This is a genomic window from Streptomyces sp. NRRL B-24085 (genome assembly GCF_001282115.1).
Taxonomy (GTDB): domain Bacteria; phylum Actinomycetota; class Actinomycetes; order Streptomycetales; family Streptomycetaceae; genus Streptomyces.
In genome coordinates this window covers 36,981-49,673 of the sequence record NZ_LJBR01000037.1, presented here as the reverse complement: position 1 = coordinate 49,673, position 12,693 = coordinate 36,981, and the positions used below count along the sequence as shown (strand labels likewise).

At 67.6% G+C, this 12,693-nt stretch carries 11 protein-coding genes and 1 pseudogene; 6 read left to right on the top strand and 6 right to left on the bottom strand.

Translation table 11 applies throughout. From position 1 onward, the window contains the following. Positions 1–256 precede the first annotated feature (256 nt). Positions 257–765: pseudogene (locus AOJ26_RS44140) on the top strand (transcriptional regulator). Positions 766–1,157: 392 nt separating this feature from the next. Here AOJ26_RS44140 and AOJ26_RS05450 read toward each other — a convergent pair. After that, positions 1,158–1,478 carry a hypothetical protein gene (locus AOJ26_RS05450; RefSeq protein ID WP_053847014.1) on the bottom strand — a complete coding sequence of 107 codons (321 nt, stop codon included), beginning with the start codon at positions 1,476–1,478 and terminating at the stop codon, positions 1,158–1,160. Positions 1,479–2,654: 1,176 nt separating this feature from the next. Here AOJ26_RS05450 and AOJ26_RS05445 point away from each other — a divergent pair. From AOJ26_RS05445 to AOJ26_RS05435, 3 genes are all read left to right on the top strand, one after another. Continuing rightward, positions 2,655–3,017, top strand: coding sequence for an SH3 domain-containing protein (locus AOJ26_RS05445; RefSeq protein WP_143663511.1), 363 nt, complete (start codon positions 2,655–2,657; stop codon positions 3,015–3,017). Between the two features lie 262 nt (positions 3,018–3,279). Further along, complete coding sequence (locus tag AOJ26_RS05440) at positions 3,280–4,206, top strand: hypothetical protein (protein WP_053847012.1); 927 nt, start codon at positions 3,280–3,282, stop codon at positions 4,204–4,206. Positions 4,207–4,243: 37 nt separating this feature from the next. Further along, positions 4,244–4,750, top strand: coding sequence for a peptidase inhibitor family I36 protein (locus AOJ26_RS05435; protein WP_053847011.1), 507 nt, complete (start codon positions 4,244–4,246; stop codon positions 4,748–4,750). Between the two features lie 162 nt (positions 4,751–4,912). Here AOJ26_RS05435 and AOJ26_RS44845 read toward each other — a convergent pair whose 3' ends face one another. From AOJ26_RS44845 to AOJ26_RS05425, 4 genes are all read right to left on the bottom strand, one after another. Further along, positions 4,913–5,038 (bottom strand): hypothetical protein, encoded by a 126-nt coding sequence (locus AOJ26_RS44845; protein WP_256979454.1) that lies wholly within the window; start codon positions 5,036–5,038, stop codon positions 4,913–4,915. Between the two features lie 185 nt (positions 5,039–5,223). After that, the gene (locus tag AOJ26_RS44135) at positions 5,224–5,421 is read right to left on the bottom strand and encodes a hypothetical protein (RefSeq protein ID WP_234358452.1); all 198 of its coding nucleotides are present in this window, start codon (positions 5,419–5,421) and stop codon (positions 5,224–5,226) included. Then, entirely contained in the window at positions 5,418–5,792 is a 375-nt protein-coding gene (locus AOJ26_RS05430; RefSeq protein ID WP_234358451.1) for a dihydrofolate reductase family protein, read from the bottom strand. Before AOJ26_RS05430 ends, AOJ26_RS44135 begins: the two co-directional genes overlap by 4 nt. A 571-nt stretch (positions 5,793–6,363) precedes the next feature. Next, positions 6,364–7,542, bottom strand: coding sequence for a Cmx/CmrA family chloramphenicol efflux MFS transporter (locus AOJ26_RS05425; protein WP_053847010.1), 1,179 nt, complete (start codon positions 7,540–7,542; stop codon positions 6,364–6,366). A gap of 440 nt (positions 7,543–7,982) precedes the next feature. Here AOJ26_RS05425 and AOJ26_RS05420 point away from each other — a divergent pair, with 440 nt between their 5' ends. Together AOJ26_RS05420 and AOJ26_RS05415 are read left to right on the top strand one after the other, a co-directional pair. Then, complete coding sequence (locus AOJ26_RS05420; protein ID WP_053847009.1) at positions 7,983–8,822, top strand: IS5 family transposase; 840 nt, start codon at positions 7,983–7,985, stop codon at positions 8,820–8,822. Between the two features lie 117 nt (positions 8,823–8,939). Further along, complete coding sequence (locus AOJ26_RS05415) at positions 8,940–10,145, top strand: IS701 family transposase (RefSeq protein WP_107092808.1); 1,206 nt, start codon at positions 8,940–8,942, stop codon at positions 10,143–10,145. Positions 10,146–10,604: 459 nt separating this feature from the next. On the opposite strand, the gene AOJ26_RS05410 is transcribed toward AOJ26_RS05415, so the two are convergent. Further along, the gene (locus AOJ26_RS05410; RefSeq protein WP_078959753.1) at positions 10,605–12,692 is read right to left on the bottom strand and encodes a caspase, EACC1-associated type; all 2,088 of its coding nucleotides are present in this window, start codon (positions 12,690–12,692) and stop codon (positions 10,605–10,607) included. Position 12,693: the final 1 nt, after the last annotated feature.

Genomic DNA, 12,693 nt, shown 5'->3' with positions numbered 1-12,693 from the left:
AAATCTGCGCTGACCGCCCGCGGCGAACCGGCACGGTAGCCCTGGCGCCACCAGGCCACCGCACCCCATGTTCACGTGAGCGATTCAGGAACGGGGTGGTCACCTGCGGGACGGACATCTGCTGGTCAACCCGCTCTCGTCTCATTCGGGATGGCGTTGCCCCCGCGCTGCGCGGCAAGGCGTCCGCCCAGGGGAGTCTCCCCGCCCCCGCGATGCACGCGCGCTCACCGGAGAGCGGAATCACTACAAACGGAACATCGAGTTCGGCAAGTGCGGCGCCCACGGCATCAAGGGCCACGAGGCCGTCGCCCGCCAACTGGACGTGCAGGCCAGCTACATCGCTGCCCCGTCACCACCCGATGCGCCCTCCTGGTCCGCCTGAACTACCTCACCCGCACCCCCCACGCCCGGGCTGCGGCCCGCACGGCCAGGCTGACCGTCACCGACCGCACCCGGTGCGCCTGGACGGCCAGCACCCCCACCCCGTCCCGACGCAACCTCGAGCGCATCGAGCAGGCGTACCGCACCGTGCGGCGCCAGAACGTCGCCCGCTAACGGCCGCCCGGCTCAACCGCGACGGCCGCGGCACCCGCGTCGAGATCCATCCCTTCAACCAGTCCGGCGTCTCCCGGTTGCGCCAGCGCCCCATGGAATTCGCTGGATCTGCGCCGCTGGGACCGGAGTGTCGCCGCGTGGGCGGTCGGCCACGACCAGGCGCTGGACGGCGCCTGGGTCAACCTGGCCGTCGACCTCGGTTCCCAGTGAGGCCAATACGAGTACGTCACCAACATCGAGTTCGCCGCCTGACCTTGGCGCTTCAAGATTTCGACCGCCCCGCCACGCCGCAAAGACGGTGTGGCGGAAGGAGCAGACATTCCCGCCCACCCATGCCCCTCAGAGAGCGAGTCAGTTGGTTCGCCCGATCGGCGCAGACTGGCAGGACGTGGGAGGGGAAATTGGTGAACACCTTCGGGGCGTGGCACTTCCGGCGCGTTTCGGGGTGAGTGAGATGCGGGTGCCGCGGCCATCCCCGAGTCGGCCGCGGCATACCGTACCCCTCCCGTTCCCTCTGGTCCGGCGGAAGGACTGGGCGGGGCGGAGAGTGCTTGCGTCCCGGCGCGCAGTCACTGAGGACTGGGCACGGGGCGCTGGTCGGTTCAACAGGTGACGACCTTGCCGTAGGAGCCGCGGCCCCAGTTCCACTCCCACTGCTCACCGGGCTGGTAGGTGAGGCATGGCGAGTCGTTGCCCCAGTCGATGACGACCTTCAAGTGCATGGCCACGTTGCAGGTGTTGGTGACCTTTACGTACTTTCGGTGCTTGATGACGTCCCGCGTGACGCAGGCTGGCGCCGTGCCCTGCGCGGACACCGCAGATGCCGTGGGGGCTGCCGATGCCGGGGAAGTTGTCACGAGGCCGGCGCCGAGGAGAGCCGATGCCGCGACGAGACTGACGGCGAGATGCCTGCGGTAGTTCATGTCCGGTTCCCTTCACTGAGCCAGGAGGCCGTGGGACGGGTGTCGTTGCCCCACAGACTCTGCCGATCTTTTGGCCTCCAGAGCCAGCGACATGGCTGAAGTGCATCCTTTTGGGGATATTCCAACTGAAGTGATCGCTATTGGGGCAGAGGCGACCGGGGCGTGAAGCACACCGCTGGGACCGCATCCAGACATGGCCGACACCCAAGCGCGATCAGCTCACGGCCATCCCTGCCGCGCTGACTTGCCAAGGTGTGAAGGCGTCGATGACGGGTGGCCGTCGCCGTTCATGCGGGCTAAGACATACCGAGGCCCGGAGGAACGGCCCCGGGGCGCGGATCGGGGGCGTACCGTCCCACGGCGGCGGAACCAGGCCGTCACGTGGTGCCGGCTCCGGCACCTCCGACACGCCGGCAACCAGCTGTGGGGAACTGCCGAGGGCGTCGACGTCGTCACACAGCCTGGCGCGGAGTCCGTGACTGTTGCAGCCCTGAGACTGGTGAGCGGCGGTTTGCCGCTGCTCGTACCAGGCGGGGCCCCCTTGCACGCTGAGCTGCCGTCAGTACGGCGATGAGGTCTTCTGGGGCACTCGGACCCGCCTCCCGCAAAGTGCGGCTCTTGCCGGCGACCACCGTCCTCAGGCGAGCGTCGTGGTCCCGCGGGACGTAGGCGGGCAGAATCCCGAACCCCCTGGCGCGCGCCGTCGGTGTCCAGGGCCGGGTGGATGCCCAGTCCTGCGTCCAGGAGGAGCCGGAGATCGCCGCGCAGGTCGCTGATCGGGCGCTCCGCGCCCTGCGCCATCCGGGCCCGTAGCCACAGCTCACGCACCCGCCCCACCAGATCCGGAGTGTCCCAGGCAGCCCGCCGGGCCGGCACCGTCACCACGGCGACCACATAGGTCTGCTGGCCAGGTCGTTCTGCGTCGCTGATGAGGCCGTGGACCGTGTCCCGGCTCGGCGCCCCCACCAGGCCGTCGTCGTCGGTGATGGCCTCGGTGATCTCCTTCAGGCTGGGGGAGCCCGCTGCCAGATACACCTCGAAGAGCGGGTCTTTGAACTCGCGCAGCGCCGGCGGCCGGCCCACGCGCGCCCACGTTTCGAAGGGGATCGAAAACATGGTGCTCCTGGCAGGTGCGTGCGACTGTCGCTGTGACCGTTGGACGAACAGGGGGAACGTATGAGGCATGCCGTCAAGGCGGCCCTGGTCGCTGCGTTGGTCGCGGGCTGCTCCGCGATCGCCACCAGCCCGGCATCAGCAGCTCAAGGCGCAATGGTCACCACGTACGAGCGGGTGAACGTCCGGGACTACCCGACCTCGAAGAGCGCCCGGGAGGACGTATACCCGGCCAACTACACCGTCTTTGGACTGTGCTGGAAGTGGGGCGAGACCATCACGGACAACGGCTACTCGAACGACGTCTGGGTGGCCACCGGCAAGAAGGGCAGCCGCTACTCGTGGTGGGTGAGCGCCGTCTACCTGAAGGGTGACAAGTACGCCGGACTGTCCGTCGAGAACGGTTACTGCTGGGACGACGCCTGAGCCGGCCGTAGAGCATGACCACGAGCCACAGGCAATGTCCGTGACGGCGGTGGGCCCGGGTCAGAGGGAACGGGTACATCGCACCACCGTCACCTCTGGGGGCGTCAAGTCGTCGGTCTGCCGGCTGCCCGCGCCCCGCGCCTGGACCGCGCGCTGAGGAAGATCGCCCGAAAGGGTGGCGGGGCGGAGTGCCGCTGATGGCTCTCTGATCCGCACCCGGCGGCGCACTGCGACCGAGAACTAGGAAGAGTGGGACGACTCCATGGGCAACACGGGGGACACCGCGTTCGGGCGCCGGTTATTGGCTGCCGTCTCGGGACTAATGATCTTTGCCGTGGCCGCCTGTGGCTCGAACGGGAACGTTCCGGAGACGCGGGCGGAAGATCCGGCTGGGATGAAGCCTGCGGGAACGGCATGGCCGTTGACGGCGCGGGAGAAGTCGCTGCTGTACGACGCCGAACAGGCCATGGTGCAAAGCTGCATGGCCCGCAAGGGGTTCAAAGTGTGGAAGGTACCCGAGAATCCGGTGCCCGAGGACAAGTCGTTCCCTTACGTGGTGGCTGACTTGGCCTGGGCACAGCGGCATGGGTACGGCAGCGACGTGCGGCGGCGCATCGCCCAGGTGCGGCGCACTGATCCGAACCGCCGTTACCTGCAAAGTCTGCCTCCGCAGCGCAGGACGCAGGCGGTCGACGCCTACAGCGGAAGAACCGGAGGCTTGGAGGTGCGCCTGCCCACCGGCGCCATCGCCGGGCGCAACACTGACGGCTGCTTGGCGGAGACAGAGGGAGAGCTCTACGGCGGCCTTGCGAAATGGTTCCGGGCCAAGGCGGTGACCAACTCGCTCGCGTCGATCCGCCGGGCCGACGTCCTCGCCGATCCGCAGTTCCGCGAATCCACGCGGGAATGGGCGACGTGCATGCGCCGACACGGTCACCGCTACACGGATCCGAGCCAGGCCCGCGCGGCCTTCGTCTCGGACAAGGCCAAGGACCAAAAGGAGGAAGTGCGTACCGCGGTCGACGAAGCACGGTGTGCGCACAGTACCGGGCTGTCCGCCACCGCACAGCGGCTGGACGCCCGTTATGACCAGCGCCTGCAGAAGAAGTACCGCGCGGCGGTGGACAGCCGACTCCAGTTGGAGAGGGGCGCGCTTCCCCGGGCTCGCGCCTATCTGTCCGGGCACTGACCGCGCGACCACGGAAGCGACAATCAGGGAGACAGCCATGTCTGCATCACCCAGGAAGATCAGCACCGGCCTCGCGGGGCTCGCCCTCGCGGGCCTGAGCATTCTCGCCGCACCGGGGATCGCCGGCGCAGCAGAGGCCCCCGTGCCCACCCCCGGCTCGAAGTCCGCCGCTTCCGCCGCTGCCGCCGATTCCTCGGCTGTGGCCGCGGACGGCTACTTCTACGCCTGGGAGGGCGCGAACAGGACGGGCAACTACTGTCGCTGGGTCGGCAACGACACCGACTGGACCACCTGCTCGCCCGGCGGGAACATGCGCAATCAGGCAAGCTCGATCGAGAACCGCGGTTACCCGGGTTCCTATGCGAACGTCGTCGTCTACTGGGACACCGGCTACGGTGGCGCGAACGCCTGCATCGACAACGGCTGGTACTACGCCGACCTGTCACAGTGGTTTTTCCCGAACAACGGTCCCGGACAGGGCGAGACCCTGAACGACAACATCTCTTCGCACCAGTGGACGAACGCCATCTGCGAAGGACCGTGAGACCGGGGGTGGCCCGTGCGGACTCCGCACGGGCCACCCCGCCGGTGCACAACTGGTTCTGGGAATCGACGGGTTGCTGGCGCGCGGCACCATAACGTGCAGGAGGATGTTGGGAACTTCGAGGCGCCGCATGACGGATCGGTGTATCGAACACGGACGGCATCACTGGACGAACCGGAGTTCGACAGGGTAGCCGACGACCTTCGGCAACTTCTGGGACTGCTGGAGCAATTCCTGCCGCGGTTCGTCGCCGACGGTGAGTCGGGACCTCTGCAGATCAGCCTGCACGGCCCATTCCGTTAGGCGTTGTTAGTGCTACGTCAGGCAACGTTTGTCCTGTCCGCGAGCGGCACCTCGGGGCGATGTCCCCCGTCGACATGTCCGCCGCTCGGGGTACGGGCAGCGCGGGACAGTGCGACCCGAGCCGACGTTCCGTCGAGGGAGCGGCCAATGTGCCAGGACAACACATCAAGTCAAGCCGTGACTTGTGCGGGCCGGTATCGCTGGGCTACCGCCCCCGACCGGAACTCGCGGCGGTCCACGAGCTCAAGCTGGATGCGCTCGCGCAGACCGGCGAGCAACGTCGGCCCGTGTCCGGCAAGGACTGGCTGAACGAGGAACTCGTACTCGTCGATCAGTCCCAGGTCTGCCAATGCCGTGGGGAGCGTCACGCCCCCCACCCACAGGCCGTCGCCTGCCTCTGCTTGAGCCGCTGAACCGCTTGCCCCAAGTCGCCTCGCACCAGATCGGCATTCCAATCGACCTCGCTCAGCGTGCTCGACACGACGTACTTCTTCGCCCGGTCGATGGTCTCGGCGAACGGGATCTCCCACTCACCCATCCACTCAGGCCACGTGCCCGTGGCCGGCTTCCGCCACGCTGACTCCATCATCTCGTAGGTCACCCGGCCGAACAGCAGGGCATCGGCTCGCTCCATCTCAGCGGTCCAGTAGCGCATCGACTCCTCGTCCGGGGGAAGTCCTGCCTCGTGATGGCAGCAGCCGTCGAGTGTGACGTTGATCGAGTATCGAAGTGGTCTCATGCCGTGGCTCTCCCTTGATGCGCGCCCTGCGTCCACCGGACCGCAATCAGACGACTGTCGGCGCCATTTCTCATCGGTGTCCCGATGGCACCTACTGTGACGCCGTCGTGATGCGAACCAGACCGCAGACCGAGCGCGCGACCGATTCGGCGCTCGGAGCGTTGAGGTTCGCATTGGGACGGCGCCCACAACGCTCGGCTTCGGGCCACGTTACCTACCGTCCAGGGGCCAACAACGAACATCGCAAACGTTGCCTGACGCGGCACATGGCCCTCGGCAGGATCCACTCGTGCAGGTTCGAGGGTGTTTCGGCGGGCGGGCCACCTGTTGTCCCGCCGCCGCTGCTCGATCGGTTCGACGACATCAGGTGGGAGCTGGGTCGGTGAGGACCGCGGGACGCTCGGGCGGTCCTGCAACTCGGCTTCGTCGTGAGTGTCGTGCCGGTTCTTCCACGTGGGCAGGCAGGCGCGCGGTACACCGGCTTCGGCGGCGACGTGCGCGATCGGGCGGGTGCGGCAGCGCTCCACAGGCCGTCGGCGTTCCTCGATGTGCGAGGGCGCATGCGCATGTGTCATCGCAGCACCTCGGTGCCCCGGCCGGCCGTGATGACGGTGAGGAGGGGGAATGCGATGAGCAGCGCGACCGCGACGAGCAGCCCGCTTGTCCAGAGCGGTCCCAGGATCCCGGCTTCGGTGTTGAGCGTGGCTGCAGCGACGACGGGGCCGACGGCGGCGCCCACGTTCAGCGCTGCCGTGGCATACGAGCCAGCCATCGTGGGGGCTCCCGCGGCCTCGTAAAGGACCCGTGTGATCAGCGTGCTGCCCAGCGCGAACGACAGCGCGCCCTGCACGAACACGAGGGTGAACAGGGCGGCGGGCACATTGGCCAGCACCGCCAGAGTGGGCCAGCCGATGAGCAGCAGTGGACCGGCGACCGCGATGGCCGGGCCGGGCCTTCGGTCGGACAGCCGTCCGGCGACGGTGACACCCACGAAGGAACCAGCACCGAAGAGCACCAGAGCGACAGAGATCCAGAGCTCGCCCAGCCCGGTGCTGTCGGTCACCACGGGGGCAAGGAAGGTGAGGCTGCCGAAGGTAGCCGCGTTCACCAGTGCGCCGAGCAGCATGACGAGGATCAGCCGCGGCCGGGCGAGCTGGGCGAGTTCTGCTCGCAACGATGGCCTGCCGGTCGCTTCATCCTCGTCATGTCCCGCGGGGAAGCCTTTCAGGATGCCGAGAGCGGCGGGCAGGCAGAGAGCGGCGACTGCCCAGAAGGTGGCCCGCCAGCCGAGTGCCGTGCCGAGCACTGACCCGCCGGGGACACCGGCGATCGTGGCCACCGTCGTGCCCGACAGCAGGACGGCCAGCGCGCGTCCCTTCCTGCCGGGTGGGACCAGCCCGGCCGCGGCTGTCAGAGCGATGGCGAGGAATCCCGCGTTCGCGAGCGCGGCGATGACTCGGGTAGCGAACAGGACGGGGAAGCTCGTGGTGACGGCGCCCAAGGCGTGGGCTGTCGCGAAGACGAGGACGAACCCGAGAAGGGCCGGGCGCCTGGGCCAGTGGCGGGCAAGCACGGCCACCAGGGGGGCGCCGACGATCATGCCGATCGCGAAGCCCGAGGTGAGCACGCCTGCTGTCCCGACGGTGACGTCGACATCCGAGGCGATGTCCGGCAAGAGGCCGGCGAGCATGAACTCCGAGGTGCCCATGGCGAAGACCGCCAGGGCAAGCAGGTACAGCGGGAGAGGCATCGAGTGGCTCCGGGGTGAGGAGAGGCACGAGAAGGTCATCTCGTCACCACGGCCAGCCCCGTGCGCACACTCGTCCCACCGCGGAAAGCGGTGTGACGGCAGGGCTACGAGATCAGTGGTTCAGGGGGCTGACGGTGTGACCGAAAGCCCCCACCTTGTCTGACTCAGGACTCGACATGGCCCGCACGCTACCCGACCGACGCCCGTCGAAGCATCCTGCTTTCTCAGAGGGTGTTTTGCGCTTTATCAAGGTGTTTTAGATAGGTTTTCATGCCGGACCTGGTGTGAGCGATGAGGTTGATGGGGTCTGCGTTGCAGGAGAGTTGATTTAGCGGGCGTCTTGGCCTGGCTGCTCCTGTTTCATCCCAAGGCGCCGGACTATGCGCCGTGCGCTTCGAGCGCTGGCACGCGCGCCTGCGCCTTGCGGGTAGTCCCGAATTGTGCCTGAACGCCGCCGATATCCGAGTGATCTGTCCGATGCCCGCTGGGAGTTGGTCGAGCCAGTCCTGACCGCCTGGCGAGCTGAACGCCGCGGCCGTGGACTGGACATCGGCCGGCCTCCCGACCATGACCTGCGCAGCCTCCTGGACGCGATCCTTTACGTAAACCGCACCGGGATCCCCTGGCGCTACCTCCCGCACGACTACCCGCACTGGAACACTGTCTACGCCTACTTCGCCCGGTGGCAGGAGGAGGGCGTCTTCGACCAGTTCAACAGTCTCCTTCGCCGCCAAGTCCGCAGGCAGGAAGGCCGCGAGGCCGAACCCAGCGCATGCGTCATCGACTCGCAGAGCATCAAGACGTCCACCAACGTCCCGGCATCCGGCCAAGGTGTCGATGCGGGCAAGAAGATCGTGGGCCGTAAGCGGAGCATCGTCATCGACACGGTCGGTCTGCTGCTGGCGGTGCTGGTCACGGCCGCGAGCGTGCAGGACTCCGTCGCCGGCCAGGCCCTCATCGAGAAGGTGGCCGCCGAGCATCCCACCGTCCGCAAGACCTGGGTCGACGGCGGCTACCGCCAGTACCTCGTCGAGCACGCCGCGACCCTCGGGATCGATATGCACATCGTCCGCCGCGACCCTGCCGCCAGAGGCTTCACCGCCTTGCCCCGGCGGTGGACCGTCGAGAGAACGTTGGGCTGGCTGATGAACCACCGCCGCCTGGCCCGCGATTACGAAGCCCACCCCCACCGCTCCGAAGCCATGGTTCACCTCGCGATGATCAACCTCATGACCCGTCGCCTCACCGCCGAATCCACCCCGAGCTGGCGCGGCACGTGAACCACCTCAATCCGGCAATCCGGGATGAAACAACAGAAGAAAACGCCCTCTTACTACTCCAGCAGCGGTTCGTGTCCTGAGCTGGCGGTTGTCGTTGTCCTGGCATGCAAGGGATGAGTGAAGTCGCTTGCTGGGCTGCTGAGTTGGAGTCGGTATTCGCTCGGGTGGCGGATGCGGGATTACGTTCGTGGTCTGCTGGGGCGGTCGACGCGGAAGAACGGCTGGCAGCTTGCGGAATGGGAAGGCCACCGGACCCCTGACGGCTTCCAGCGGCTGCTGAACAGTAGCGTTTGGGACGTAGACGCCCTGCGCGACAATGTCCGTGATTACGTGTCGGAACGACTGGGGCCCGACGGTGTGCTGATCATCGATGACACTGGGTTCATCAAGAAGGGCACTACGTCGGCCGGGGTGGGCCGACAGTACACCGGCACCTCCGGGAAGATCGACAACTGCCAGATCGGGGTGTTCGCCGCCTACGCCACCGGCTCTGGCCGGGCTCTGGTAGACCGGGAACTCTACCTGCCCAAGTCCTGGACGGCTGACCGCGAGCGGTGCCGAGCAGCGAAGATCCCCGACGAGCGGGCCTTCGCCACCAAAGGCGAACTGGCCAGGGACATCATGCATCGCTGCCTGGCTGCCGGCCTGCCCGCCGCATGGGTCACCGCGGACGAGGCCTATGGACAGGACTGGCACTTCCGCCGTCTGCTCGAACAACTCGACGTCGGCTATGTGGTGGCGGTGCCCAAGTCCCAGCAGATCAAGTCCCTGGCCGGTATCTGGCGGATCGACCAACTCATCGACGAGGCACCTGGTGATGTCTGGCAGCGGCTGTCCTGCGGCGACGGGGCGAAGGGCCCGCGCATCTACGACTGGGCCGCAGCAAAACTGCCCGGCAACATCATCTTCGACCCTGATCCGCCCACGCATCACCGCTGGGTGATGGCCCGGCGCAGCCTGTCCGACCCCAGCGAGATCGCCTACTACATGGCCTACGCTTCCGCCGGCATCGAAATCGCCGAGTTGGCCCGGATCGCCGGCAGCCGCTGGGCCATCGAGGAGTGCTTCCAGGCCGCGAAGAACGAGTGCGGCCTGGATGAGTACGAAGTCCGACGCTACATCGGCTGGCATCGACACATCACACTCGCGATGCTCGCCCATGCAGTCCTGACCGCACTCGCGGCCGAGGCCAGCAGCGACACAAAGGGGGCTGCAGAAACGCATCAGCCCTCGTCCCGCTCACGGTGGCAGAGATCCGGCGGCTCCTGGACGCTCTCCTGCCCCGGCCACGAGCCGACCACGATCCCGTCACCCACGCATTGAATTGGTCGGCGTGGAGACGACACCGTCAGGCTGTCGCTCGTCGCTGTCACTACCGGGGGCAAGCTCTGCTGCCTCAGCCTTCACCCACCTCACAGTAGACCGGCATGCCGTTGCCGGGGCCGGTATGACGACAGCGCCCCGGCCGGGGCGAGGCCATCCGGCCGAGATCGCCACATCGGCAGGCCGTGCCCCCGGTGGGCGCATCGTGCGCGGTCACTGCGAGTCGCGGCAGTTCCGGTCGCCTTCGCGCGTTTCTGCGTCCGAGTCCGGAGCCGGGGAAGCCGACATCACGGTGACTGGCGGCTCCCGCACAGTCGTCGAATGTGGCTTGTTCTGCAGCCTCGACGCTCAGCACGGGGTCATCGCCCAGGTCATCCGCGTACTTCACACTCCCCCTCACCATGGGCGGACGCCTGCCGCCCCACCGCCGTGTGAACAACACCCTGCGCGTCAATACACCTAGCTCGAGGGCTTCTTGGCGCTCGTGTCCAGGGCGTAGACGTACTGACCATTGCTGCAGACGAACACCGTGCTGTTCTTGACGACAGGTGAGCTGGGGATCTGGAAGTCGGTTTCGTAGCTCCACTTCTTGGTGCCGGTGGCGGCGTCCAGCGCGTAGAGACGGTGGTCGAAACTGCCGATGTAGACCACACCGCCGACTACGGCGGGACCGCCCCATACCTCGTCGCCGGTCTCGTAGGCCCACTTCTTGGTGCCGGTCGCGGCGTCCAGCGCGTAGACGTTGTGGTCCCAACTGCCGACGTAGAGGACGCCGTCGGCCTGCACTGGCGAGGAGGTGATCTCGCTGTCACGGTTGGTCGTGGCCTGTGCGTCGCCGCGGTAGGACCACTTCTTGGTGCCGGTCGCGGCATTCAGCGCGAACACGCTGTCATTCCCGCCCCCCACATACACCGTGCCTCCCGCCGCGGTGGGCGACGAGGACGAGGCGCCGATCTCGTAAGCCCACTTCTTCTTTCCCGTCGCAGCATCCAGGGCGTAAAAGCTCTTGTCGAGGCTGCCGAAGTACACCAGACCGCCCACCACCACCGGCCGCACTTCGTCGACGTAGGCGCCCGTGGGGAAGGACCACTTCTCGGCGCCAGTCGCCGCGTCCAGCGCGTACATGTGGTTGTCCCAGCCACCGATGTACACCGTCCCGCCCACGACCGCGGGCGAAGCGGCCACGGCTTTGCCGGTCTGGTGCGACCACTTCTTCCTGCCGGTATCGGCGTGTACAGCGTAGACGTTGCGGTCATCGCTGCCGAAGTAGACCACCCCGTCCACCACGGCGGGCGAGGAGTTGATCTGGTCGCCGGTCTTGAAGGCCCACTTCTTGGTGCCGGTGGCGGCGTCGATCGCATAAAGGTTGTAGTCGCCGCTGCCGACGTAGACCACGCCGTCCGCGATCGTGGGCGCGGCACTGAGTGCGTTGGCGGCATCGAATCGCCAGCGCAGGCGCCATTTGTCGGGTTCGGAATGCGTGCCCGAGGTGAGGTTGACGGCTTCGGCGATGCCGCCGGCCAAGGCTGCCACCGCGGTGCCCAGCATGATTGCCCGGCGGCGCGTGATGCCCCGCACCGCTGGCCGAGCGCTCCCGGGAAGAGCCGACGGCTGGGGCATGGGCGGTGCCTGAGGGGTGGGTGCCGTCTGGAGGCTCTGACCGGTCGTTCGCGATGCTGCCCTGAGGACAGCATCGGGGCGCAAGGGCGGTGCGGCTGGAGCCGGGGCAGTGCCGGTGGGGGCCTCGAACGGCTCTTTGAACGAGGGGGCGCGGCCGTGCGCGCGGTTGTGCACCCAGCCCTGGCGGGCGACCGCGTTGTGTCCGAACTGCTGGGGCTCGGGGCTGCCCTGCGTCAGCAGCCGGCGGCGCACCCGCCGCCAGATCTGTTCCACGCTGAGGGTCGGTCCGGCGTCCGGGATGCCGTGCTCCAAAACTTCGATCAGCTCACCGGTGAACTCCGGATACCGTGCACCGGGCGGTGCGAAGGAGCGGCCGGTCTTCGGCGCCGATGTCAGCACACAGCTGCCGTAGTCTCCGCCCTCGGGCTCGTCGTCGCCGTCCTCCTCCAGAAGATGGGCGAGGTCCGGACGGGCAAGGGTCGCCGCGCCCATCCCGCCTGCCAGGCCGCTGTAACAGCAGTCCAGCATCGTGATGCGGCGCCGCGCCCGGTATCCCGCGCGCCCCACGACCCGGCGCAGTTCCGGATAGGCCAGGCTTGCGATCTCCGGGTGCTCATCGTCGGCGTCGGCCAGGGCCAGGTACAGCTCATCGCTACGATCGCGCAGCCCATGTCCGGCGAAGTAGACCAACAGCGTGTCGGTGCAGCCGGACGCCGCATCCCGAACCGCGCCCAGGACGGTGTCTCTGGACGCGTTGGACCCCAGCAGAGTGACCTGCTCCCTCGGCAGGCCCCACACCTGGCGGTCGCGCAGCAGTTCGGCCATCCGCGTCACCCCTGCGGTGACCGCGGGCAGGGGATCCAGCCGGGTGTACGCGGCCACGCCGATCAGTACCGCCGCACTCGTTCCCGTATTGGGTAGCGCCACC

Coding starts and splice junctions, on each gene's coding strand:
- AOJ26_RS05450 (WP_053847014.1), bottom strand. CDS start 1,478: ATGAACTACCGCAGGCATCTCGCCGTCAGTCTCGTCGCGGCATCGGCT.
- AOJ26_RS05435 (WP_053847011.1), top strand. CDS start 4,244: ATGTCTGCATCACCCAGGAAGATCAGCACCGGCCTCGCGGGGCTCGCC.
- AOJ26_RS05440 (WP_053847012.1), top strand. CDS start 3,280: ATGGGCAACACGGGGGACACCGCGTTCGGGCGCCGGTTATTGGCTGCC.
- AOJ26_RS05425 (WP_053847010.1), bottom strand. CDS start 7,542: ATGCCTCTCCCGCTGTACCTGCTTGCCCTGGCGGTCTTCGCCATGGGC.
- AOJ26_RS05445 (WP_143663511.1), top strand. CDS start 2,655: ATGAGGCATGCCGTCAAGGCGGCCCTGGTCGCTGCGTTGGTCGCGGGC.
- AOJ26_RS05430 (WP_234358451.1), bottom strand. CDS start 5,792: ATGAGACCACTTCGATACTCGATCAACGTCACACTCGACGGCTGCTGC.